A 20551-nucleotide genomic window follows, 5' to 3' on the forward strand; every position below is an offset into this window, starting at 1 on the left:
AAGGATCACCTCACTCGAGACCACGTCCGTCGATACCTCGATCGAACAACGCGGCATCCGCGACCCCTCAGCGCCCCCTTCTCGACTGGCCAAGGGCGTCACCCTCACCTCGAGAGAGGTCCACGGGTGGGATGTCCACACGGTTTCTCCCTCTGGGGCCTCGTCTCGAGGGGCCGTCATCTACCTCCATGGAGGAGGATGGATGAACGAGGCCGCTCCGCAGCACTGGTCCCTGGTGCAAAGAGGTGGCGCGCGAAGCGTCGGTGGATGTCGTGCCGCCGGTGTACCCATTGGTCCAGACCGGCGGTAGCGCAGAGACCGTGACCCCCATCGTCGCAGAGCTGGCGCGAGATGCCGCGCGTCCACTCGTGCTCATGGGGGACTCCGCGGGAGGCACGATCGCGCTCTCCACCAGCTTGCTCCTGAAGGATCAGGGCTCCCCTGCGGACCTCACCGTGCTCATCTCCCCGGCGCTCGACATGCGGATGGAGAACCCCGAGATCGACGAGGTTCAGCCGTTCGATCCCTGGCTCGTGAAGAATGGCCAGTCGCTTCTCACCGAGATGTGGATCGGGGAGCATCGCGAGGATCCGATACTGAACCCGTTCCTCGGCGACCCTCGAGGAGCCGGTGAGCTGATCATCTTCAGCGGCACCCGCGACTTGCTGAACCCCGATACCCGACTCTTCGTCGACGCGGCCCGTGCCAAGGGGGCGAATGTTACGTACTACGAACAGGCAGGGAGCCTGCACGTCTACCCGATCCTCCCGACCCGAGAGGGACGTGAGGCGCGGCGCGCTATCGTTGAAGCGATCCGAAGAGTCGTCACGGTGCACTAGGGGGCGGCGATGCTTCGAGGACGCTACTCGCGACAGGTCAGGAGCGCGCTGAGGAAGGCCGACCAGATCATGCCTCCCAGCGGCGACATCTCCGACCTGCTCTCCGCGATGTCCGAGCTCCGAGGGCGAGAGATGCGACTGTTGCACGCCCCCTTGGAGTCGGCGCTCTCTGGTCTGCTGATCTCCACCGAGCAGGCCGACTACATTGCCGTCGCCGAGAAAGCCTCACCGGAGCGCCTGGCGGCGATCGTCTGTCACGAGATCGCTCACGCACTCCTCGGGCATGACCATGAAGGCTCCCTCGGACAGGAGCTCCTGGAGACTGGCCTCCTGAGCGGGCTCGATGCCCGCCTGGCAGACTCGGTCGTCGCCGCACGTCAGGCTTACGCGCAGACCGCCGAGACCGATGCGGAAACGGTCGCGACCCACATCTCCATCGAGTTGCGGCGCCGCCTGATGCGCGGCGGGCACACCTACTACGACGAACGCTGGCGGTGATCGGCGGATGAACTGGCCCTTCATTGCCATCTCAGTGGTCGCGACCGGCATCACCGCAGGGCGCCTCTGGAGCCAACGGGATAGGTCGGCGACTACGACGCACAAGGCAATTCTTGTCTCGCTCTTCTCGATCGTCATCGGGGCGATGGCGTACGGGACACGTTCCGCTGTCGACCACCTCCTGCTGATCGGAGATGTCCTGTGGCATATATGCGCGTGCACCCTCATCGGGGCGCTCGAGATCATCTCGATGATCTTCGCGAGACGAGCAGGTCGCTCCCAGGAAAGCGCGGCGTCACAATTAGGACATCGGCAATAATCATTCTCATGATCGTCGCGTGGCCCGCCTACCTTGAGAACCCCGCCGCAACTACCGGCGTGCCTAGCATGCAGGACCACGATCTTGCATCATTCACCTACCTGATTGCCTTCCCCGTGTTCTGCATCTGGGGGTTGTTCCGCATCGCCACCGTCGGATGGGGGCGGATACTGACCGACCTCCGGCGGAGGCCAATCAATACCATTGCCATGGCGGTGATCTCTGCCGGACTCTTCGGGTTCATCTGGGTCAATGTCACGCTGATGATCTACCTGAACACAGGGCAATCGGCAGAACTGTCGAACGTCCTGAAATGGTCTCCCTTATTCCTGTCCGTGAGCGTTACTGGGACGGCAGTCCTCGTATTCGGTGAGCGGGTCTACGATGAGATTGTCGCCTGGTACGAACTCCGGCGACTGACGCCCTTGTGGCGACGTCTCATCGAGCTGTCCGAACACGATCTGCATATGTCGGTCAATAACCTCGCCACGCCCGTCAAGTTGCAACGCGCATACGTCGAAATATCGGATGCAATCTGCACAGTCCGACCTCTCGTCGACGGGCCCTGCACGGTTGACTCCACTGTGGAAGCGCTTCGCGAAGGAGCGGTCAGCGACGACCCTCAGACGCCGACCCTGTCCCAGGCGTTCCCCGAGCGGAAGACCCGACGCGAGGATCTCGAGCTGATCAGCCGGCTGGCGAGCGAGTACCGCGCAGGGGCACCTGAAAGAGCGGTCAGGGTGTGATCGCCGCGGAAGCTCTGCTCCGAACCATGCAGGGTGCACGCCTCCTCTCACGGGTGCGCGGAGCCTGAGTGTCAGAGCGCGCGCCTGCGCCAGGACGCTCCCCGCGGCTCCGATCCTCCTCGAGGATGGTGGCCAGCGCCCCGGCCACGGCATCGTCGCTGCGGGCGAGGTATGCATCGATCATCTCCTCGATCTGCTCGTCGGTCAGCTCGCGACAGATGCGGCTGATCGGCCAGCCGGCGGCGTGCAGGACGTCGTGGTCGTCGGCGAGCTCTGCGATGTTGGCGTGCGACCTCATGGGTCCTCCTTCGAGATCTCGGGGTCGTCTGGGCAGTGGGCGCTCGGAGCGGTTCACGGGACCTTGGCCGGCGGCGGGGCATCCCGCGGCGCCATCGGAAGGTGGAAGGAGCTCGCCGGGAGGTCGGCACGGATACTCAGAGCAGTGCGCTCGAGCTCGTCCCAGGACAGCCGGGTGTGATGCCCGCACAGGTACACGGGACCGGTGACGTAGCGAGCCTTCACCTTGGCGGCCGCGGAGCCGCAGCGGTCGCATCCCTCGAGCTCGGAGGCGACGGTCGGAGATGCTCCGAAGAGAGTGTCGGCCAGTGGCCGGTTGGTCGCGGCGGGGGCGGAGTTCTGAGTGGCCACAGGGGTTTTCATGTCGAGACAGTGGGCGGTCGGCTCACGCGGCGGGACGCGGTCAGCCGGTCGCGGCGACGACCTCTCCCCTGGCGACATAGCCCTCGGCCTCCACGCGGGCGTACTGGTCGATGATCACGTTGTCTTCGAGCACCGCTCCGTCTCCCAGGGTCGCGCCGTGCCCAAGCTCTGCTCCGTGGCCCACCCGGGAGCCATCGCCGACCTCAGCGCCGTTGACGATGGCATCATCCCCAATAGTGGCATTGTCACCGATGGTGGTGGACGGGCCGGTAGTCACCCGCATCCCGACCTCACTCCCTGTCCCCACCAGGTTCTTCTCCCCCAGCTGGGCGCCGCGGCGGACCTTCACCCGGTCGTAGAGGACCGTGCCCTCGCCGACCGTGATGGGTCGGGCCTCCATCCTGGGGCGGTCGGACTCGAGCACCGCGCCCTCTCCGAGTTCCACCTGAGGTCCGATCTCGATCGCGCCGCGGAGAGAGGCTCCCGAGCCGATGTACACCGGGCCGTCGATCACGATCTCGTCGGAGACGCCGTTCAGCTGCGCTCCCTCGGCGATGCTGATCTCGCCCTTGATGACCGTCCGCTCGACTCGGACGTCGTCGTCGATGCTCGCCTCGTCGATGAGAGAGCGGTGGTCCGTCTGCACCTGCACCTTGTCCCCGATGCGCGCGGCCCGACCCCAGGTGGAGCCGCCCAGGATGCGGGAGCGGTCCCCGATCTTGGTGTCAGCGCCGAAGGTGCCGTGGACTCGGCTCCGATCGCCCACGGTTGTGCCGTCGCCGAGGACGCCGCCGGCCTCGATCTCCGTCCGTGTGCCGATCTCGCTGTTGTCGCCGACCGTCACGGAATGCCGGATGACCGCGTGGTCCTCGATCCTCACCTCGTCCTCGACCGTCGAGTCCTGGTCGATCGCGGTGCTCGCCCAGACCTGGACGTGCGAGCCGATGGTGGTCCCCCGGCCGATGCGAGCCGAGCCCCCGATACCGGTGACCTCTCCGACCTGCACCCCGTGCTCGAGAGCGACCATCCCGCCGACGGTGGTGCGCTCTCCGAGAGAGACGCCGTAGCCGAGCACCGCATCCGGTCCGATTTCCACGTCCTCGCCGAGCACCGAGCTCTTGCCGACCCTCGCACCGTCGGCGATCCGCACGCCGTCGCCCACGATGGCTCCGGGGCCGATGTGGGTACCCCGACCGATCCGCACGCCGTCGCCGATGCGCGCCCCCTCGCCGAGTTCTGCGGTGGGGTCGATCTCGGTGTCCTCGCCGATGACGGGGTCGCCATGCGGAGGTTCAGGGCAGACCTCCACGACCGCGTCGGATCGGGACACCGTCCCGAACTCGCCGGGGTTGCCCTGCTCGCCGGTGTCCTTCTTGCGGATCTTCGTGGTGGCCATGGACGGTTCCTCCCTCGCGGTGGTCTCGATGGAGGAAGTGGGCGGGGCCGTCCCGTCGCAGGACCCTTGCCTGGTGCGCCTCGGCCGAGCGTCCAGTCTGGTCTCGGACGTCGTGCCCGTCGCGTGGGAGCGGGGAGTCAGCTGTGCCAGGCGCCCTTTTCGCACATCCCGCGGCCGCGGATGGGGATGACGAACTCGACGTCGGAGCGCTCCAAGGGCTCAACAGGAAGTCCGGTGTCTTGGCGCTCGATGAGGCCGGCGTGGGGGTGGAAGGGGATCGGTCCGCGGTCGACGTTGCCCCACTCGTCGTACATCTCGTCCCCGCACTCGTGGTCGTCGACGTTCTCGGAGGTTCCGTCCGATCGCACCCAGACCAAGCCGCGCAGGGAATCTTCAGGGCGCTCGGGCTCGTCATCGGGGAAGGAGGCGACCCCGACCGCGACGGCATCTGCCGGGGCGTGCCGAGCTGCGATTCGGCTGATCTTGTCGACGGCCATCTCGTTGGTCTCAACGGAGAGCCGCTCGTACTCACGGAAGGCGCGATTGGAGGCGAGGCGCTTCTCGCGATACCGCGTCTCGAAGTCCCCGTCCGGTGCGGAGACTGACACCTGGGCCTCGGCTCGGGTGACGGAGCCGAACTGGCCGCCATTGCCCTGCTCGCCGGTGTCCTTCTTACGGGTGATCTGCGTGTTCATGCGCTTCTCCTCATGGTCTGGTCACAGGGTGAAGTGGGCGGGGACGCGGCGGGTCAGCCCCTCGAAGCCTGGATCCGCTGCAGCGTGGCGTCGTTGGTGAGGTCGCTGGCCAGCTGCTGCACACCATGCTGGGACCAGTCGCCGATGCGGAGGTCCCCGAACGGCCCCTGGCCCCTCTCGCTCGACTCGTACGTCCGACCACGGTGGAAACTCGGTCGGCGGCCCGGCTCCCGGCGTCCCCACTCCACACTCGTCACCTCGCCCGTGTGAGCGTCGATGGACGCCACATCGACGACGACCCCCGCCTCCTCTGCCTTCTCCCCTTGATCGTTGATCTCCGCGCCGAGCAGTAGATCGACAGAGTCCTTGCGCCCCTCCAGGAGGTAGTCACCATCGGGCGAGGACACGTAGGCATCGAACCGGCCGTACTTGTCCACGACGAAGTAGTCCGCGCCCAGTTGGGCAAGGCGGTGTGCGCCGGCGGTGCCGATCGACTCGGCGTATCGCTCCGCCTCCTGGCGGTCGAGCGTCCACTTCACCACGCCCATGGAACGGAGCCTCGAGTCCTGGGGGACGTCTCGGAGGGCGGGGTTCGTCGCAGGCTGATCAGCAGGATGCGCCCGCGCTTCATCTCGCACCCCCTCCGGCACGGCGACGTCGGCGTCCTGGCGGGTGACGGAGCCGAACTGGCCGCCATTGCCCTGCTCGCCGGTGTCCTTCTTACGGGTGATCTGCGCGCCCATCGGTCATCTCCTCGAAGTCGGCTCACCCGGGGAAGTGGGCGGGGCCGGTCACCGCCCGGCCGGGAAGCTACGACGCACAGTCCTGTCGAGCACAGGCGACTCGAGGAGCTCGGCGATCTCAGACGCGCTCGCGCGCGGGGAACCGAGAGCCCGGTAACCGGCATCAAGGACATGCTCGACGTCGGCGCCGCGCTCGAGAGCTCCCTGCCGGTCGAGTATGCGCACCTGCTCGGCCACACGCTCAGCCGAGGCAACCGCGACAGGGGCGGAGTCACCACCAAGAAGCCTCGAAGTCAGCAGGCGCGCGGTCTCGCCAGCCACGGCCAGTACCGCGTGGACGATCGACACTGCCCCGAGCACTCCCGCGGCCAAGGCGAGGGAGGCACTCCTTTGCACATCCCCGCTGATCGTGAGGGCGAGGGCCGCTAGGAGCATGACTGGAGCGGCTCCGACCGCGATCGCAGCCCCGTAGATCCCAGCCGTGACCGTGCGGTCCTCGATCCGGTTCAGATCCTCGACGCTCGTCCCCTCCCGGAGACGATGAGCCCGGGCGAAGCAGACGGTGTCCGGCACGTTCTCCTCGGCGCAGGGGGTCGTGTTCCCGGCACGCCGGTCGCACAGGTGCGTGACGCGCATGACGTAGTCGTCGGTCAAGGTCAACCAGCGCGAGGCAGACAATCTCTGGTGCACGGATCCTCCTCACCCCTCCTCGAGGGAGCGGCAATCGATCTCGAGCCGCTTGAGGTGCAGGTAGTCGTCGCTGGTGACCGACAGCTCGTAGGTATCCAGGACGTGGACGTACTGGGCGCCGTAGCGGCACTCGGCCTTCTGGCTCGGGGAGTCCCAGCGCGGATACCACTCGGAGATCGAGTCGTCGCTCTTGGACATGTTGGTGGCGGCATCGACCGCGACGAGGTTCTCCGGGTCGTTGGCGAAACGCTCACGCCGCTCGGCGTCCCAGTCGCTCGCGCCGGAGTACCAGGCGTCGGCGAGGGAGACGACGTGGTCGATCTGCACGTGCTCGCTGAGGTCACCGTCGATGACGGTGCCGGTGTACGGATCGTTCAGCGTGCCGTCGGCGATCTTGCAGGTCGATCCACTCTTGTAGGTGAACTCCGCGAGATCTCTGGCGAGGATGTCTGAGCGGGTGTCGCAGCCGTTGCCGTCGACATCCAGCCATGCTTGGCCGAACCCGTCCTCGCGGTCGTAGTCGTCGGCGGAGCGATCCTGCTCTGCAACGTCCAGCCCCGCCAGTTCCTGCGGATCGATGCGAGTCGGTCCCGAATCCAGCCACTCCCCCGCCTGGGTGGCCTGGGCCGAGCTCGAGAACGGGTCACCCTCGCGGAGGGTCTCGACGATCTCGCGCGGCTCCGCGCGATGAGCCGAGGCGAACAGGGCGACGGCCACGACGGCGAGCAGCAGCGCGAGCACCGTGCGGGCACGAGCGAAGCGCGGGGAGCGGTTGCGGGAACTCATGTCCTCCTCAGTGGGCGGCCGTGCGCTCTGGCAGGACTCGGCGGCCGCACGGCGTGCAGATCAGCGGAAGTCGTCCTCCGGGTCCGGCTCGAACGCTTCGGCGAGCTGGGGGAACTTCTCGGCGTAGTAGGTGCTGGTCAGCTCGTCGAGACGCCTCTTCTCTTCGATGGCCGTGGTCCCGTGCTTCTCAGCGAGGGTCCGGGCGATCACCGGCCGCATCCGGGCCCGCCACGCCGCCCGTGCCTCCTGCTCCCGGCGGTACTGCGCGAACTCTGGTCGCGTCTCCCCCTCCGTCCGACGCAGGTTGATCGCATCACCGATTCCTCGCTCCCACGCCCGCTCAGCGTCGCGCTCGGTAGAGATCACCTCCCGCACCTTCCCGGCCTCGCCCAGGTTCTCCTCGAACCGCGCGGCTTGCCGGTCTTCGACACGGCAGCGGCGAGCTTCTCCGCCCGCTTCCGAGCCCGCTTCTCAGCTGGGGACAGCGCCGCCCAAGCCTCGCGCTCCTCCTTCGCCGTCTGGGCGGCAACCTCGTCGGGGGTGAACATCTTCGTGGGCAGGCTGTGCGCGTCACCGAGCGGCGCCGAGGGGTAGCAGGCGGTGCAGGCGCGATGCCCGGCGTCCGCGACGATCGCGTCCTCCTCAGCGCCCGAGTACTGGGTCATCCACGCGAACGTGGTGGTCGGACGGCACGTCGAGCGACTCATGCTCGAGTGGACGTGCCCATTCGCGTTGGACACGAGGAAGGCCCGGTTCCATCCTCCGCGGATCCGAAACGCCTCTTCAAGGTCCTCGACCCTCTGCCGTGCTTCCTCCAGCTCCTGCTGGGACTGCTCCGCATCTCGCAAAGGCTGGCGGATGCGTGCCCCCGTGGGCTCCGATGCCGCGCCTCCATCGGCCAGCATCACCCATTCGCGGGCCGCCTGCGGCGTCTGCTCGTCGCTCTTGCCCCAGGCCCCGCTCGGTCGCTTCCGGTCCCCGATCGCACGATGCGGCGTATGGAGTCGGGAGTCATGGCGCGACCGTGCCTTCGACGCCTTCTGGGCTTCCGCCTGTGCATGCTCGTCGAACTCGACGGGATCGGCGGTGCGCACGTCGAACCCGAAGCGTTCCACCAGCGGATCAGCGGTATCCGGCACGACTGCGACGTCGGCCTCGCTGCGTCGGACGGTGCCGAACTCGCCCCGGTTGCCCTGCTCGCCGGTGTCCTTCTTGCGGGTCTTGGCCATCGTGTCCTCCTGCTCGGCGGCGTTCTCACCTCCGACAGTGGGCGGGACCGTCCGTCCACAGGACCAGCCTTCGTCTACCGGGATTCGGCTCCCGGGACCGGGTCGCGCCTGTAGAGCCGCCGCAGCAGGACTCCCTTGCCGACCTTGCGGAGGCCCTCGATGTCCTCGCAGTAGGCGTCGGCCAGCTCGGGCACCGAGGTCTCCAGCGTGACTAGGATGCCGCGGCGATCCGCGTCCGCCAACAGGGTGGGGAGCAGTTGCCGGCGAAGGCGACGTCCGGCGCCGTCTCCGGGGCGTTTCGCCACGTGGTCATGGATCGACCACGAGTCCCGGGTCGCGGAGACCGCGAGGACCGCGGTGCGTGCGGAATCGAACCTGTAGCTCGTGCTCGGCGCAGCGATCAGCGCGATGTAGATCGGGATCAGGAGGTACGGGGTGAGGAGGCCGACGACCGCGTAGAGGCTGTTCAGCGCCGCCGCGATGGGGCGTCCTCGTTGCGCGCGCGCGCGCGCCCCGTAGAACCATCCGGTGACCTGCCAGAGCCAGATCCGACCTGCGTCCCACGAGGTCGCCGCCACGGTCCCGGGCACCTTCACGGGCGGAGAGGGGACTGTGCGGGCGGTGCTCATGGCTCCATCCTGCCCGAGCTCACGCAAGACGAGGTGCGACTGATGTGGCCCGGTCGCCGCGGGGGCGGACGAGCATCCGCCGCAGACGAGTCACGTTGGCCTCGAACCGCTCTGCGTCCTCCGGCGTCCACAGCATCGATCCTCCGCGATCCCGCTCCTCCATCAGCAGGCGCGTCAGGTCCACTGGCGTGACGACCATGTGACCCCCGTCCCCGGCACCGGACACCTCGATCGCGCCGCTGGTGGCATGGATGACGGTGAGCACCTGGACGTCTCCCCACCCTGCGGCGGAGAGCGGCGCGGCCGCCGCCGTCATCGACGATGTCCGCACCTCACCTCCTTCGGTCACCACGCTGTCGGCCGTGGTCTGCCGGTAGGCCCCGCCGCGCCACGCCTTCGAGTCGATCACGAACAGCCGGTGCCCGATCAGCGCGATGTGGTCGATGTCTGCTCGGGACGAGCCGGGGAAGCGCAGCGAGTGGAAGATCGCGACCCGGCTGACCTCGGCCAGCCAGGTCTCGAGCAGTTCCGCGGTCCGCTTCTCCCCCGCGATTCCTACGGCGCCGGCGCCGGCGAAAGTCGACTCTTCGGCGAGATTCCCTCCTACGCAACCGATCTCGGTGAACGGGCTGTAGCCCGCGGTCGGCGCCTCCTCCACGCGGCTGACGGGCACGGGAATCCGGAAGCGACGCAGCAACAGCCCTGCGAGGACCACCGCGAGCCCTGCTGCGACTGCCGCCCAGACAAGGCCTGTGAGCATGGCGATCGCGACGACCGAGGCGAGCGGGACCAGTTCGAGGAACGTCTGGAGGGCGCGTCGACGCGCGCACTGGTCGTGGACCGGGTCGATCGAACCGGCGGCGGTGACGTGACGGACGTAGGAAGCGGCATCTTCCGCGGTCGAGGATCGCAGTCGCTCCCGCACCGATCTCAGTTGCTCCACGGTCTCGCTGCCGGGTCGAGCCACGGCGAGTCGGCGCGGCGTCCCCGGCGCGATGGTCCGGTCATGGATGGCTCCGGGAACCAGCACCTCTGCGGGCGTGCGCACGTCCTGCGCGAAGGGTGCAGGCCGCAACCGGATCGACACCCACTCACGCACGGCCACCGGCGAGGCGAGGAGCGGCGCTCCGGCGGCCATGACGAGGACACCGCGACCCCCCGGAGGGGCGAGGAGCACCGCGAGCACGGCGCCGGTGGCGGATGCTGCGAAGAGGGCGGCGAGCAACGCGGCCAGCGGCCAGCGGGCGAGCAGTCGATCAGGCACGATGGACCTCCACGAGGATGTCTCCTCGTCCAGTGGGCGGGAGCGTCGGGTGAGGTCAGGCCGCAGCCAGCTCAGTAGCGGAGGCCGGCAGGCGCTCGAGCAGGCACGGCGCCAGCGCCATGATCACGACCGGGGAGCCGCCGTTCTCGAGCATGTTCACGGGCTCGGCGATCCCGGAGGCCTTGAACGTGCGAGGAAGGTAGCGGTGGTCCCCGTAGGCGCGGACGGCGATCTGGTCGGGTTCAAGATCGAGTCCGAGCGGCTTCACCGACAGCGTCAGCGCTGCGAGGAGGTCTCCGCCGATGGCGAGGTAGAGCATGATCTCGCCGTGGTTCGTGCGGGTCCCCGCGAGGTCCGCGAACGGGATGTCGAGGGTGCGGGAGACTGCGGAGATGTCGCGATGGATCGTGCGCATCGAAGGCCCCTTCCGGGCAGACGGGACCATCCCGTCTCGCGGGAGAAGTGGGCGGCACAGCCCCCTCGCAGGACAGCTCCACCCCACCGCGCCTCGAAGAGCTCTACTCGATCGGCAAGCACCTCCCTCACGGCTCGCTCGTCGCAGCCTGTCCGACGGGGAAACGCGTGTCGAGGAGGGGAAGGCTGTCGGGCTTCGGCCACAGGTCGGAGAGGTCGCGCTCCGTGAGCGGGGTCGGGGAGTCCTCGAGGCGCCGCGCGATCGCCGCCACAGCTTCGGCGTGCTGTCGGAGAGCGAGCTCCACCTCAACGCGCGCGGTGAGCAAGAGACCCTCGAAGGTCAGCGGTCCGTCGTGGCCGGCGGGAGCAGCTCCCCAGGCAAGCAACTGCGTGAGTCGGCCTACGGCCTGCTCCATGTCGGTGCGCGAACCCCAGTCGCGAACACCGTCGAGATTGTCCTGCACGTCCCCGGCGATGCTGATCTTCGCTGCGGCCCATTCGGTCTGCTCCCCCGTCGACCCGGTGCCGTCGCCGCTGGAGTGCACTGACCCGCCGATGGCGACGTTCTCGTCGTGGACGACGTGGGCCGAGATGATCGTGCCCCCGCCGAGGTGAGCGATGAGCACATGGGCGACCTCGTGACGGACGCGCCGGGACGTCCCAGACCAGTGGCGCGGCGGGGTCGCCTCGGCGATCTGCTCGGCGGTACGGCGAACCTCCTCGAGGGGATCCCCGTCTCGGTGATGCAGGCAAGCGGCATCGGCCACGGACGCGCTGAACTCCTTGCCCAGCGCCGCCCTGGACGGCGTGAAGTACTGGAGCGCCGGCAACCTGCTGTCCGTGTCAACAGCACTCGCGCGGCGACGGTGGACACGCGCGATGTCCCGCCGAATGTAGACCACCCCGAAGATCGCCATGAGGTAGACGGCCACCTCCGCGGCTCGGAAGCGGTCGGCGAAGAAGACCAGCGAGACGACGACCCCGGGCGCGAGAACGATCATCGCCAGACCGGTGAGGACCACCGGCGCGATGTCGAGCAGGTACCCGGGAAGTGCGCGTAGCGAGTCGAGCACCTGGCGGACCATCGGCTCCTTGGCGACACGGCGGCTCGGCTCCGTCATCTCTTCTCCTCGACGAGGCGCGCGATGATCTCCTGACGCATCGCCCCCACCATGCTCCGGGACCTCTCGGAGCCTTCGATGAGCATGGACTCGGCGGCCGCGATGAGGTTCGCGGTCCGCTGCTCGTGCACGAGCGCGAGGGCGGCCTGCGTGTTGGCCTCGAGCGCGGTGGCGACGATCGTGGCGTCGGTGATCCCCTCTCCCGCGATGATCTCCTCTCCGAGGTCGTCGATGACGCGCTCGGCGCGCCTGGCGTGGCGGTTGGTCTTCATCGGGCCTGTCCCTTCTCAGAGAACGCATCGGCTCGGGCCACGCGGGAGGCGTGCTCAGTCGAGCGGGTGGAGATGTAGCGGTCTCCGTGGTCGCTGTAGCCCGGGCGGGGCAGGTAGGTGTAGCCGCCCGATGGGAGACCTTCCCCGCCGGGCTCGGCGGCCCGGAGGCCGGACGTGTGCCTCCACGGCGGCGGATCGCACCCCCGTCCGGCGCCTGAACCTCTCCGTCGCCGCCGCGGCCGAGACAGCCGAACGGGGTCTTTAACTGGCCGACACGCACCTGGATCTCATGCACGCCTTCGCCGTCACAGTCGGGGCAGGAGGCAGGATCGGCTGTCCGCTCTGCCTTCTCTCGCGGCGCACCAGCGTCGGCGGCCATCAGCGCCGCCCATCCTCGGGGAGACCGGCCTCGGCCAGGGCCGCGGCGATGCGGTGCTCGAGGCCGGAGCTGGAGTCGTCGCAGTACCCGTTCAGCTCGGCCCTCCAGCCACACCCGATGCACAAGTACGTCGGCTTTCGACTGTTCGGCGGGTCGGGCGGGAACCACTCGACGCGGTGGTGCTCGAACGCCTTCGTCGCAGCAGTCACCCGGCTGGCACTGCCCGAAGACTGGCCGGCCGAACGTGCTGGCGCGTCGTGATCGCTGATGGTCCTGTTGACGGTCATGTTCAGCTCCCCTCGATGTCGTGGGGCATGTCCGTGCCGCCGGGAGCGACCTCTTCCAGCGCCGCTTGCAGCTCCGCGGGCTCAACGTGTACGGCGGCCGTGTGGTCCCTCCCCCGATGCCGCTCGCTCACGTGGACGGTCACCTCTCCGGTACGAGCAGAAAGCTGACCGGCAGAGAGGGTCAGCGCGTCGCCGTGTCGGTCGAAGATGGTCACCTTGACCGCCTTCGCGGTGCCTCCTTGCCGGGCCGGTCGCTCTTGCACGGCGCTCTGGGAGGGTTCGTCCGCGGCCAGCGCGTCGTCGAGGGCGGGGCGGACGTAGTCGATGAACTCGTTCTGGCAGTCGGGACCGATTTGCTCCCACGACCGCCGGGTGTAGTAGCCGTTGTGGCGACGCTCGGCGCGCATCTCGAAGGCGCGGTGCATCGCCCGAGCGCCCGCGACGACCTGTGCTTCTGTCGCTCTCTTGTGCTGATCCGGGGCACTGGTCTCGGCGGTCATCGAGGCACTCCCTCTCGCGTGGTGACAAGCTCATCCGGCTCACCGTGGAGCCGCTCAACGAGACAGTGGGCGGCGGCGGGCTGTCGCAGGACGGAAGCCTCCTGGCCCTGCTTGAGCGGGTTCCCTCCACCCCCTGCGCGTCGCGCCCCCACCCCACCGAAGCCTCTGGATGCGCAGGTCGGAACGAGAATGACACCAGATCCCCCATCGCACCGGCCCCCGTATGACCTATGAGAGGTATCTGGTTTCATATCCCCCTTATACATACATACATATCTCTCGTTAAGAGTTATAGAGAGAAAGGAGGGATATGGTGGCGTTCCCGGACTGACCTGCACGTTCGATGGGTGGAGCGACGTCGGCACACGGTGGCGCAGAGGGTGGCGCAACCGCGGAATTTGTCAAGGTGAATGAGGCCAGTGGGAGTCAGGCGGTGGCCTGGTAGGTCGCCTGGTGGTCTCGGTCGGTAGGCTTGTTGATCCAGGTCGCCTCGGGCAGGGCGAGGACCTTCGGGACGGTGTTCTTGGTGCCGAACCGTTCGGGGCGAGTGGCCCGGGCCGTAGCGAGCACCTCGGCACGCTCGGCGGCCTTCGCGGCGGCGAGGCCGTAGTGGACCTCGGCCGGCGTATGCAGGCCCAGACCGGAGTGGTGGTGCTCGTGGTTGTAGCGGTCCCGGAACTCGTCCATGAACGCCCTGGCATCGCTGAGAGAGCCGAACCGTTCGGGGAAGACCGGGGCGTACTTCAGGGTCTTGAACCAGGCCTCGGAGTAGGGATTGTCGTTGGAGACCTTCGGCCTTGAGTGCGAGCGAGTGACCTCCAGGTCGGCGAGCAGGGTGGCGACGGACTTCGAGGTCATCGAGGTGCCGCGATCGGCGTGGACCACCTCGGGGATGCCATGGATGCCGAACACCTCGCGCATCATCTCCTCGGCCAGGCGCCCGGACTCCCGGGCGTGGACGTGGACGCCGACGAGGTAGCGGGAGTAGATATCGATCATCACGTAGGCGTCGTAGTAGACGCCCCGGACCGGGCCCGGCGACTTGGTGATATCCCAGGAATAGACCTGCCCCGGCGCGGTGGCGACCAGCTCGGGTACCGCCCGAGCCGGGTGCCTGGCCTGCCTGCGACGCTCTTTGACCAGGGTGTTCTCCCGAAGCACCCGATACATCGTGGAGACCGAGCACAGGTAGATCCCGCGGTCCAGCAACTCGGCGAAGATCTGGATCGGAGTGGAATCGACGAACTCGTCGCTGGTCAGCACCTCCAGCGCCCTCGCCCGTTCGGTGCAGGACAGCCGGTTGGCCGGCACCACCTCGCGCGGCACGGGCGGGACCGGGCGCCGCTGTCGGCGACTGGCCGTGGCCCGCGAGATGCCGGTCAAGACCGACGCGGCCCGGGTGGCGGTGCCCTGCGCGGTGAGGTCTGCGTAGGCACCCATCAGCGCTTCTTGCGCTTGGTCTCGGTATCCGCGCTCTCGGAGATGTCCTCCAAGAGCGCGCGTGCTTTTCCCATGATCTCCAACGCGGTCTCGGTGCGATCCAGACGTCGCTGGGTCTGGTCCAGCTCGCGTCGCAACCGGGCGATCTCGGTCTGCTCCTTGCTGGGCCGGCCGATCGCCTGCCCGGGCCGCTTGCCCTGCGCGACGCCAGCATCGCGTAGCCGCCGCCACTCGGTGATCAACGAGGAATACAAGCCCTCGCGGCGCAGGTAGGCACCACCCTGCTGCTGCTCGCAGGCCTCCTCGTAGGCGGCCAGGTGAGCGAGCTTCTGCTCGGGCGTGAACCGGCGACGGCGCGGACCATCGGCGCGAGGATGCGGGGTGCTCATCGATCCATCATCGCGGGTCGACGACGGCGGCGTGGAAAGAGTCGAGATGCTCATCGGGATTGTTCCTGATCTCGCCCTGCGGAGGCGGACTTGCTATGAACCACTGGTCTCAACTCACCCTGACACGCAGGGCCGCCGCAAGTCCCCTCTGACCTGGCCTGACTTCACCGGTTGGCGACCTTGGCGCTCGCCCCGCGAGACTGCTGTCGGGATGGAGGAGTCCGCGGCTGCGATCATGCGCGAGATACTCGCCGCCTCGGCCGGCCGACGGTGGCGGATCGAGCGACTGGACGTCGAGCTCCAGGAGGTCCCTGCAGTAGGCAGGCGGGGCTCAGATCTCCCTGCTGGCCATGACGAGGAGGATGCCGTAGAGGACCAAGACCAGGACGATGAACAGCACAACGCCCCCGCTCATCGCGTGCGCTCCGGAGCCCGGCTGGATCCGTTCATGGCTGTTCCTCCCAAGGTGTCTGTGCCTCACCAGTGGGCGTGGCGGTACCGCGGCGGGACGGTCCGCCAGGGGCTCCGGACGGTCGACGAGACCTGACTCGCAGGAGCGAGACGACGGTGACGATGGTGAGGACGGCGCCGATCACTGAGGGGATCCACAGCGCCCACGCCGCCGTGAGGATTCCGTAGGCGGACCAGCCGATGTAGTCGACGACGATCACGGACAGGGAGAGCATGGAGACGCCGCGGAGCGCCTCTGGCTCGTGTCGATAGCGATGGATCGAGATCGTCTGGGGCACCAGGGTCCAGAAAGCGATGAGGAACGTCGACCACGCGAGCACTGCGGTCATGAGAGGTGGGCCCTGCGTTCCGCGAGTCGCCGGTGCGCGCGGCGGACGATGACGATCGACGCGACCATGAACGGGGTGTTGACCAGCCCAGGGAGCGAGACCCAGATCTGGCCCAACGAGACCCCGTAGAAGATCCACAGCAGCGCTTGGACCCATAGGACGACCATCCGCGCAACGGGCACGCCGAGCAGGGCGCGGGGCTCGCCGCGCGACCGGTAGATGGACCAGAACTGGGGAAGGAACAGGATCACAGATGTCGTGGACGAGATCGCCCCGAGCATCGAGACGATCAGCTCGGCAGTGCCGTTTTCCATCGCTCACCCGACCTCGAGGTGGGCTGGGTGTCCATGATCGCTCCCTACGTCGTGGCCGCCTGTCGCCGGCAGTGGGCGGGAAGGGGCAGGGGGTTCGCCCTTTGCCCGCGACGGTCCGGGAGCGGATGGCGCCAACGAACTACGCTCCGACTGGCGAGGTGAAGCGAGAGGCTCGGCCGCAGGCCGCACGGTCGTTCGGACACGCCACCGAGGGCGTCCTGTCGGGGCCATCGCTTCACCCCTTCAGACTGACGGAGCGACGAGTGCGTCGAACGCCGCGGCCTCGTCGAGCGTGAGCAGGGCGCGAATGGCACCGGGTCGCGCCGGGTGGCCGTCGCGTTCCGCGGCGAGGTCGACGTACTCGCGACGCTCGTCCGCGGCGTCCGGGTCGCCCCAGATTCGTCGAGCCTGCGTGAGGTCGGAGCCCGGGTGATCCCACTCGCGGGCGAACCAGAGCGCGAACGCGACATCGTCGCTCGAGGTCTCGGTCTTCGTGGCCGTGGTGGTCGGTGCGGACATGGTCGCCTCCGTCAGACGTGCGGGTGGGTCCGGCGGATCAGTGGGCGCAGTCGACGCCTCGCGGGACGTTCCCCTTCCTGTGGGGAGTCGCAGGCGTGAGCCGAGAAGGGTTTAGGTGTCGGCACCCCGATCTCTCGCGACGCCCTCGCCCAGCTCACCGACAGCGTGTGAGGCACCATCTCGACGGAGCCGTCCTGCACCGCGTGGTGCGCAGCGGATCATCGCAGCACACCGGGGCCGCCCCGTTCGCCCCAGGTCCTACCGATGGCGGATGTCGAAACGGTCCCGAAGCGGAGAGATCAGAGGATGATCGAGAGGAGCGAAGAGAACCGCCACGGCGACGGCGAAGCCAGCGAACAGCATCCAGAGCCCGCTCGAGGCCCGACTGGTCTTGGCTACGACCGGGGGAGCGCAGCTGTGAGGAGGACGCAGACGGTGCAACCGGCCGCGGCGACCAGGAGCGGGTCGGCGGAGGCGAAGGTGCCCATCACTGGTCGGCCTTCCGCTGGTCGGTGCTCGAACTGACCCGGGCGAGGGTGAGGGCGCCGCCGAAGAAGCTCCCGCCGAAGTAGTGGGTGGGCCGTCCGCGGATGATCTGAGTGCGGTCGACGACGCGCGCGTTGACATCGCCGAGCGAGCCCTTGAACCAGTAGGTCTGAACGCCGCCCATGTTGCTCACGACGATCCCGAAGTGCCCCACGGGGGTGTCGTCGTCGATGAAGGGGCCGGCGAGGCTGACGCGCGCGGCGTCCTTGCGGACCTCGGCGTAGGTGGGGGCGTTGTCCGAAGGGTGGTCCGCGACGGGGACGGGATGGCGCGGGGCGTGGACGGTGTGCATGACGGAGAAGTGGGCGACGTGGGCCTCCCGTGGGACACCCCGGCTCGGGGGTTCACCAGAGGGTGAACAGCGAAACGAGCAGTAGGGCCATGAGCACGATGAAGGAGAGGGACGTAGGGAGGGTGCGGCGGCGCCAGCGCCACACGAGTGGCGGGACGAGGCAGATCGCTGCGATCAGCGCCGCGATGAGCCATCCGCGGGCGGGCACTTCGTCGAGTCCTCCTCGTGTGAGTGCCAAGAGGCCGATGAACAGTCCTTCGAGGACGGCTGCGATGAGCGGGAACCGCCAGAACGGGAAGTCGAGATCGATGTCCTTCGAGAAGTCATGCCACTTCAGCCCGTTGTTCCAGGCAGGTCCTCGACGGTCGCCGGCCTCCGACTTCATCCCTCGCTCCTTCGATCGGCGTATGTACTGGCTTGAGCACTCCTCGATGAGCCCTTGCCCCCTGCGGAACAGCATCGCCCAGAGACCCGTCCGGGGCCGGTCCGCGCGGATCACGAGGAGGCTCGAGCTGTGCGCCCCGGTACCAGGCTCCAGAGCATGTAGATGAGCGCGGCGAGCATCACCCAGACACAGGCGACCTTGACGAGGAGGTACAACACAACCCCGGGAATGACGGCGACGCCCCCGACTAGCTGTGCAGGTGCGGCGGACGAGCGCATCAGGAAGAAGCCGACCACCCAGAGCAGCCGCAAGCGCGACGGTGCCGAGCACCGCCCCCTTGGGGACGCGGAGCACCACACGCCACGGTGCCGGAGCAACATCCTGTCCTGCGGTGGGCGGTGTCGTCCACGCCTCAGGGTTGCGCTGGAGCGCCTGGAGGCGACGGTGGACCACTACGCCGACCGCGAGCGCAAGCAGGCTGAGCGCCAGGGCGAGCAGAGAGGCGGGAACCCCGCCCGCAGGGGCCGACACGAAGTGGGAGACGACCGAGTAGCCCGTCCCGAGCACGGCGAACGCGGCGGCGATGATCGCACTGCCGGTGTACCGGAGGGCGCTGGGGCGCGTCGCGAGTGCTTCCAGGCGACCTCTCGGGGTCACCGTGAACTGGTGACCGTTGATGTCGGCGGAGAGGCTCATGAGTCGTCTCCTTCGTCTTCGGGATCGGGAGGGCCAATCACCAGATCGCCCTACCCTTCAGGTCCATCTTGGCGTCCGGGTGGGACATCCCCGCCCAGCTGTGCGCATCCTGCGCCATGGCGGCGGCCTCGCGGCGCTCCAGGTCGGTACGGGCACGGGGAAGCTCGGTGCGCGCGGCCACGGCTCGCTCGCGGGTCTCCACGGCGTCCTTGCCCGTCAGGGCAACCTCCGTCCCGGGCTCGGTGCTCATAGGGCGTCTCGCTACTTCGCCGTGTCGCCGACGATGCGCGCGATCGCTGCGTCCGCCTGGGCCAGCGGCTCGTCGCGCACCTCCTCGTCCTGGACCCGCCAGGCGTACTCCTGGTCGACATCACCCTGGGTGACCATCAGCATGTCTCGGGCGACCTTCTCGCGCGCCGTCAAGCGGCCCAGTCCGTCAAGCTCGGTCATCTCGGGTACGCCCCTCTCGCGGATCTCCATGCGGGCACTGGATCAAGTGGGCGAACCCGCCTCGTCACGGGACCGCTGGCGCCGACGGTCAACGCCGCGGGCACGCTCGAGGACCCTCTCGACAAGCTCGGAGGTGTCTCGCTGGTCGTGCCTCTGGCGAGCTTCATGCTCGCGACGTCGTCGATCCCTTTCGTCGTCGGCGAGGGCATCGAGGACTTCCCGGACACCTCGGTGGTGACCGCTGTTCGACATCGCGATCAGATCGTCGCGAAGCTGAGGCGTGACCTCGTCCAGCACCCTTCTCGTGAGGTCGCGGTCAGCGACATACCCCGCCCCGCGGCCGCTCCCAACAGGGACCACCAGGGCGATGACGCCGGCGCGATGGCGCGCGCCGGTTCTGGTCTCCTGCCTCGCCCCGTCCGAAGCGCGACCCGTCATCGATGTTCGCCATCGCGACGGTCCGCACATAGACGAAGACGAAGATTGAGAACAGCGCCAGGACGATCAGCATGTACAGGAGAGGCGACCGCAACGGGATGAAGATCACCGCGAGCAGTGCCGGGACGAGGATCCCTGCCAGAGCGCCGAACAGGGTCGCCTTCCTCCTCCGGAGCTTCCTGTGCTGGAGAGCGAAGGCGTTCATGGCGGCGAGGTGCGCGGCCGCGGAGCCGGGCACGAACAGGATTCGCAGTGCGGCGGCGGTGTCAACGCGCCAGAGCGGCGTGTCGTGAGCTCCGACGTCCCAGTCGCCTTCGTTCTTGGCCCTGTGGTTCGAAGCGTCGGAGCGCTTCACACGGGTGGTCGGGGTGGGCATGATCTCCTCCGTCTCGGCACCAGGCCTTCCGGCGTCGCCTTCCCAGTGGGCGGGCCAGTCGTCTCGAGGGACGAGCCGCAACGCACAGCTCGACATCCCCCGGGAACGGCGCCGTGGCCGAGATGATGGGCGCATCATGATCACCGCCTACGCCCGCGTCGCCCTTGCCGTCGACTTCACCGACATCCCCGCCCGCGACCGCACCGTCGACTCCTTCGAGCACGTGACCCTCTCCGGTGAGGGGACCACATGGGAGGAAGCGCAAGCCGCCTGCCCGATCCCCGAGGATGCGCAGGTCCTGTTCTGGGCTCGCTGGCCGCTCTGAGACGCCGCAACCTCCGCCGATGAAGGTTCCCCACGAGATCTAGCTGTTGCGGGTCATGACGTTGTAGTCACCGCGTAGGGGATGAAGGAACGGGCCCCGTGACCGGCACGATGG

30 protein-coding genes and 1 pseudogene are annotated in these 20551 nt (G+C 68.2%); 4 read left to right on the forward strand and 27 right to left on the reverse strand.

Translation table 11 applies throughout. From position 1 onward, the window contains the following. Positions 1 to 242: 242 nt before the first annotated feature. The 3 genes and pseudogenes from WKH84_RS04370 to WKH84_RS04380 form a co-directional block, all read left to right on the forward strand. Positions 243 to 839: pseudogene (locus tag WKH84_RS04370) on the forward strand (alpha/beta hydrolase); the annotation flags it as partial. Positions 840 to 992: 153 nt separating this feature from the next. Further along, positions 993 to 1337 (forward strand): hypothetical protein, encoded by a 345-nt coding sequence (locus WKH84_RS04375; RefSeq protein ID WP_341855735.1) that lies wholly within the window; start codon positions 993 to 995, stop codon positions 1335 to 1337. A 327-nt stretch (positions 1338 to 1664) separates the two neighbouring features. After that, entirely contained in the window at positions 1665 to 2402 is a 738-nt protein-coding gene (locus tag WKH84_RS04380) for a DUF6545 domain-containing protein (protein WP_341855736.1), read from the forward strand. On the opposite strand, the gene WKH84_RS04385 is transcribed toward WKH84_RS04380, so the two are convergent. The 27 genes from WKH84_RS04385 to WKH84_RS04515 form a co-directional block, all read right to left on the reverse strand. Then, positions 2392 to 2700, reverse strand: coding sequence for a hypothetical protein (locus WKH84_RS04385; protein WP_341855737.1), 309 nt, complete (start codon positions 2698 to 2700; stop codon positions 2392 to 2394). The two genes, WKH84_RS04380 and WKH84_RS04385, sit on opposite strands and share 11 nt — an antisense overlap. A 53-nt stretch (positions 2701 to 2753) precedes the next feature. Beyond that, a complete protein-coding gene (locus tag WKH84_RS04390) occupies positions 2754 to 3050 on the reverse strand; it encodes a hypothetical protein (RefSeq protein WP_341855738.1) in 297 nt (98 codons plus the stop codon). 52 nt (positions 3051 to 3102) lie between these two features. Continuing rightward, positions 3103 to 4458 (reverse strand): DapH/DapD/GlmU-related protein, encoded by a 1356-nt coding sequence (locus tag WKH84_RS04395; RefSeq protein WP_341855739.1) that lies wholly within the window; start codon positions 4456 to 4458, stop codon positions 3103 to 3105. 137 nt (positions 4459 to 4595) lie between these two features. After that, positions 4596 to 5153, reverse strand: coding sequence for a hypothetical protein (locus WKH84_RS04400; RefSeq protein ID WP_341855740.1), 558 nt, complete (start codon positions 5151 to 5153; stop codon positions 4596 to 4598). 53 nt (positions 5154 to 5206) lie between these two features. Next, on the reverse strand, positions 5207 to 5896 hold the full coding sequence (locus WKH84_RS04405; RefSeq protein WP_341855741.1) for a hypothetical protein: 690 nt from the start codon (positions 5894 to 5896) through the stop codon (positions 5207 to 5209). A gap of 48 nt (positions 5897 to 5944) precedes the next feature. Continuing rightward, positions 5945 to 6469 carry a hypothetical protein gene (locus WKH84_RS04410; RefSeq protein ID WP_341855742.1) on the reverse strand — a complete coding sequence of 175 codons (525 nt, stop codon included), beginning with the start codon at positions 6467 to 6469 and terminating at the stop codon, positions 5945 to 5947. A 126-nt stretch (positions 6470 to 6595) separates the two neighbouring features. Next, a complete protein-coding gene (locus WKH84_RS04415) occupies positions 6596 to 7372 on the reverse strand; it encodes an HNH endonuclease family protein (protein WP_341855743.1) in 777 nt (258 codons plus the stop codon). A 60-nt stretch (positions 7373 to 7432) separates the two neighbouring features. Beyond that, positions 7433 to 7738 (reverse strand): hypothetical protein, encoded by a 306-nt coding sequence (locus WKH84_RS04420; protein WP_341855744.1) that lies wholly within the window; start codon positions 7736 to 7738, stop codon positions 7433 to 7435. Continuing rightward, positions 7735 to 8601: a hypothetical protein gene (locus tag WKH84_RS04425; protein WP_341855745.1), complete on the reverse strand. Its 867-nt coding sequence runs from the start codon at positions 8599 to 8601 to the stop codon at positions 7735 to 7737. Before WKH84_RS04425 ends, WKH84_RS04420 begins: the two co-directional genes overlap by 4 nt. Before the next feature lie 74 nt (positions 8602 to 8675). Next, positions 8676 to 9230 carry a hypothetical protein gene (locus tag WKH84_RS04430; protein WP_341855746.1) on the reverse strand — a complete coding sequence of 185 codons (555 nt, stop codon included), beginning with the start codon at positions 9228 to 9230 and terminating at the stop codon, positions 8676 to 8678. A 19-nt stretch (positions 9231 to 9249) separates the two neighbouring features. Beyond that, the gene (locus WKH84_RS04435) at positions 9250 to 10494 is read right to left on the reverse strand and encodes a nuclease-related domain-containing protein (protein ID WP_341855747.1); all 1245 of its coding nucleotides are present in this window, start codon (positions 10492 to 10494) and stop codon (positions 9250 to 9252) included. Positions 10495 to 10549: 55 nt separating this feature from the next. After that, positions 10550 to 10909: a hypothetical protein gene (locus tag WKH84_RS04440; RefSeq protein ID WP_341855748.1), complete on the reverse strand. Its 360-nt coding sequence runs from the start codon at positions 10907 to 10909 to the stop codon at positions 10550 to 10552. A 127-nt stretch (positions 10910 to 11036) separates the two neighbouring features. Further along, positions 11037 to 12029 carry a hypothetical protein gene (locus WKH84_RS04445; RefSeq protein WP_341855749.1) on the reverse strand — a complete coding sequence of 331 codons (993 nt, stop codon included), beginning with the start codon at positions 12027 to 12029 and terminating at the stop codon, positions 11037 to 11039. Next, positions 12026 to 12301 carry a hypothetical protein gene (locus WKH84_RS04450; RefSeq protein WP_341855750.1) on the reverse strand — a complete coding sequence of 92 codons (276 nt, stop codon included), beginning with the start codon at positions 12299 to 12301 and terminating at the stop codon, positions 12026 to 12028. Before WKH84_RS04450 ends, WKH84_RS04445 begins: the two co-directional genes overlap by 4 nt. A 378-nt stretch (positions 12302 to 12679) precedes the next feature. Next, a complete protein-coding gene (locus WKH84_RS04455) occupies positions 12680 to 12967 on the reverse strand; it encodes a hypothetical protein (protein ID WP_341855751.1) in 288 nt (95 codons plus the stop codon). 2 nt (positions 12968 to 12969) lie between these two features. Then, positions 12970 to 13467, reverse strand: coding sequence for a hypothetical protein (locus tag WKH84_RS04460; RefSeq protein WP_341855752.1), 498 nt, complete (start codon positions 13465 to 13467; stop codon positions 12970 to 12972). 426 nt (positions 13468 to 13893) lie between these two features. Further along, positions 13894 to 15350 (reverse strand): IS3 family transposase gene (locus WKH84_RS04465; RefSeq protein ID WP_341855753.1). Its coding sequence is split into 2 segments (ribosomal slippage): positions 13894 to 14972 and positions 14972 to 15350, totalling 1458 coding nucleotides; the frame shifts between segments, so codons are not numbered across the junction. A gap of 392 nt (positions 15351 to 15742) precedes the next feature. Continuing rightward, a complete protein-coding gene (locus WKH84_RS04470) occupies positions 15743 to 16096 on the reverse strand; it encodes a hypothetical protein (protein WP_341855754.1) in 354 nt (117 codons plus the stop codon). Continuing rightward, positions 16093 to 16410 (reverse strand): PQ-loop domain-containing transporter, encoded by a 318-nt coding sequence (locus WKH84_RS04475; RefSeq protein ID WP_341855755.1) that lies wholly within the window; start codon positions 16408 to 16410, stop codon positions 16093 to 16095. The genes WKH84_RS04470 and WKH84_RS04475 overlap by 4 nt, the downstream gene beginning before the upstream one ends. A 243-nt stretch (positions 16411 to 16653) precedes the next feature. Beyond that, positions 16654 to 16929: a hypothetical protein gene (locus tag WKH84_RS04480; RefSeq protein WP_341855756.1), complete on the reverse strand. Its 276-nt coding sequence runs from the start codon at positions 16927 to 16929 to the stop codon at positions 16654 to 16656. A 487-nt stretch (positions 16930 to 17416) separates the two neighbouring features. Further along, positions 17417 to 17767, reverse strand: a complete 351-nt coding sequence (locus WKH84_RS04485) for a hypothetical protein (protein WP_341855757.1) — start codon at positions 17765 to 17767, stop codon at positions 17417 to 17419. A 52-nt stretch (positions 17768 to 17819) separates the two neighbouring features. Next, a complete protein-coding gene (locus tag WKH84_RS04490) occupies positions 17820 to 18152 on the reverse strand; it encodes a hypothetical protein (protein ID WP_341855758.1) in 333 nt (110 codons plus the stop codon). 110 nt (positions 18153 to 18262) lie between these two features. Then, positions 18263 to 18448, reverse strand: a complete 186-nt coding sequence (locus WKH84_RS04495) for a hypothetical protein (protein ID WP_341855759.1) — start codon at positions 18446 to 18448, stop codon at positions 18263 to 18265. Between the two features lie 437 nt (positions 18449 to 18885). Next, positions 18886 to 19098 carry a hypothetical protein gene (locus WKH84_RS04500; RefSeq protein ID WP_341855760.1) on the reverse strand — a complete coding sequence of 71 codons (213 nt, stop codon included), beginning with the start codon at positions 19096 to 19098 and terminating at the stop codon, positions 18886 to 18888. Positions 19099 to 19109: 11 nt separating this feature from the next. Next, positions 19110 to 19298 carry a hypothetical protein gene (locus WKH84_RS04505; protein WP_341855761.1) on the reverse strand — a complete coding sequence of 63 codons (189 nt, stop codon included), beginning with the start codon at positions 19296 to 19298 and terminating at the stop codon, positions 19110 to 19112. Positions 19299 to 19340: 42 nt separating this feature from the next. Beyond that, positions 19341 to 19595, reverse strand: a complete 255-nt coding sequence (locus WKH84_RS04510) for a hypothetical protein (RefSeq protein WP_341855762.1) — start codon at positions 19593 to 19595, stop codon at positions 19341 to 19343. Positions 19596 to 19614: 19 nt separating this feature from the next. Continuing rightward, positions 19615 to 20112, reverse strand: coding sequence for a hypothetical protein (locus tag WKH84_RS04515; protein WP_341855763.1), 498 nt, complete (start codon positions 20110 to 20112; stop codon positions 19615 to 19617). 136 nt (positions 20113 to 20248) lie between these two features. Between WKH84_RS04515 and WKH84_RS04520 the strand changes: the two genes are divergently transcribed. Further along, positions 20249 to 20437 carry a hypothetical protein gene (locus WKH84_RS04520; protein ID WP_341855764.1) on the forward strand — a complete coding sequence of 63 codons (189 nt, stop codon included), beginning with the start codon at positions 20249 to 20251 and terminating at the stop codon, positions 20435 to 20437. Positions 20438 to 20551 lie beyond the last annotated feature (114 nt).

Source organism: Brachybacterium sp. GPGPB12, assembly GCF_038396325.1.
Taxonomy (GTDB): domain Bacteria; phylum Actinomycetota; class Actinomycetes; order Actinomycetales; family Dermabacteraceae; genus Brachybacterium; species Brachybacterium conglomeratum.

Excerpts from the sequence above, each read along its gene's own strand:
- WKH84_RS04380 (WP_341855736.1), top strand. The coding sequence starts at position 1,665 with ATGATCGTCGCGTGGCCCGCCTACCTTGAGAACCCCGCCGCAACTACC.
- WKH84_RS04385 (WP_341855737.1), bottom strand. The coding sequence starts at position 2,700 with ATGAGGTCGCACGCCAACATCGCAGAGCTCGCCGACGACCACGACGTC.
- WKH84_RS04395 (WP_341855739.1), bottom strand. The coding sequence starts at position 4,458 with ATGGCCACCACGAAGATCCGCAAGAAGGACACCGGCGAGCAGGGCAAC.
- WKH84_RS04400 (WP_341855740.1), bottom strand. The coding sequence starts at position 5,153 with ATGAACACGCAGATCACCCGTAAGAAGGACACCGGCGAGCAGGGCAAT.
- WKH84_RS04405 (WP_341855741.1), bottom strand. The coding sequence starts at position 5,896 with ATGGGCGCGCAGATCACCCGTAAGAAGGACACCGGCGAGCAGGGCAAT.
- WKH84_RS04415 (WP_341855743.1), bottom strand. The coding sequence starts at position 7,372 with ATGAGTTCCCGCAACCGCTCCCCGCGCTTCGCTCGTGCCCGCACGGTG.
- WKH84_RS04425 (WP_341855745.1), bottom strand. The coding sequence starts at position 8,601 with ATGGCCAAGACCCGCAAGAAGGACACCGGCGAGCAGGGCAACCGGGGC.
- WKH84_RS04430 (WP_341855746.1), bottom strand. The coding sequence starts at position 9,230 with ATGAGCACCGCCCGCACAGTCCCCTCTCCGCCCGTGAAGGTGCCCGGG.
- WKH84_RS04440 (WP_341855748.1), bottom strand. The coding sequence starts at position 10,909 with ATGCGCACGATCCATCGCGACATCTCCGCAGTCTCCCGCACCCTCGAC.
- WKH84_RS04445 (WP_341855749.1), bottom strand. The coding sequence starts at position 12,029 with ATGACGGAGCCGAGCCGCCGTGTCGCCAAGGAGCCGATGGTCCGCCAG.
- WKH84_RS04450 (WP_341855750.1), bottom strand. The coding sequence starts at position 12,301 with ATGAAGACCAACCGCCACGCCAGGCGCGCCGAGCGCGTCATCGACGAC.
- WKH84_RS04455 (WP_341855751.1), bottom strand. The coding sequence starts at position 12,967 with ATGACCGTCAACAGGACCATCAGCGATCACGACGCGCCAGCACGTTCG.
- WKH84_RS04460 (WP_341855752.1), bottom strand. The coding sequence starts at position 13,467 with ATGACCGCCGAGACCAGTGCCCCGGATCAGCACAAGAGAGCGACAGAA.
- WKH84_RS04470 (WP_341855754.1), bottom strand. The coding sequence starts at position 16,096 with ATGACCGCAGTGCTCGCGTGGTCGACGTTCCTCATCGCTTTCTGGACC.
- WKH84_RS04475 (WP_341855755.1), bottom strand. The coding sequence starts at position 16,410 with ATGGAAAACGGCACTGCCGAGCTGATCGTCTCGATGCTCGGGGCGATC.
- WKH84_RS04480 (WP_341855756.1), bottom strand. The coding sequence starts at position 16,929 with ATGTCCGCACCGACCACCACGGCCACGAAGACCGAGACCTCGAGCGAC.
- WKH84_RS04485 (WP_341855757.1), bottom strand. The coding sequence starts at position 17,767 with ATGCACACCGTCCACGCCCCGCGCCATCCCGTCCCCGTCGCGGACCAC.
- WKH84_RS04490 (WP_341855758.1), bottom strand. The coding sequence starts at position 18,152 with ATGAAGTCGGAGGCCGGCGACCGTCGAGGACCTGCCTGGAACAACGGG.
- WKH84_RS04500 (WP_341855760.1), bottom strand. The coding sequence starts at position 19,098 with ATGAGCACCGAGCCCGGGACGGAGGTTGCCCTGACGGGCAAGGACGCC.
- WKH84_RS04505 (WP_341855761.1), bottom strand. The coding sequence starts at position 19,298 with ATGACCGAGCTTGACGGACTGGGCCGCTTGACGGCGCGCGAGAAGGTC.
- WKH84_RS04515 (WP_341855763.1), bottom strand. The coding sequence starts at position 20,112 with ATGCCCACCCCGACCACCCGTGTGAAGCGCTCCGACGCTTCGAACCAC.
- WKH84_RS04520 (WP_341855764.1), top strand. The coding sequence starts at position 20,249 with ATGATCACCGCCTACGCCCGCGTCGCCCTTGCCGTCGACTTCACCGAC.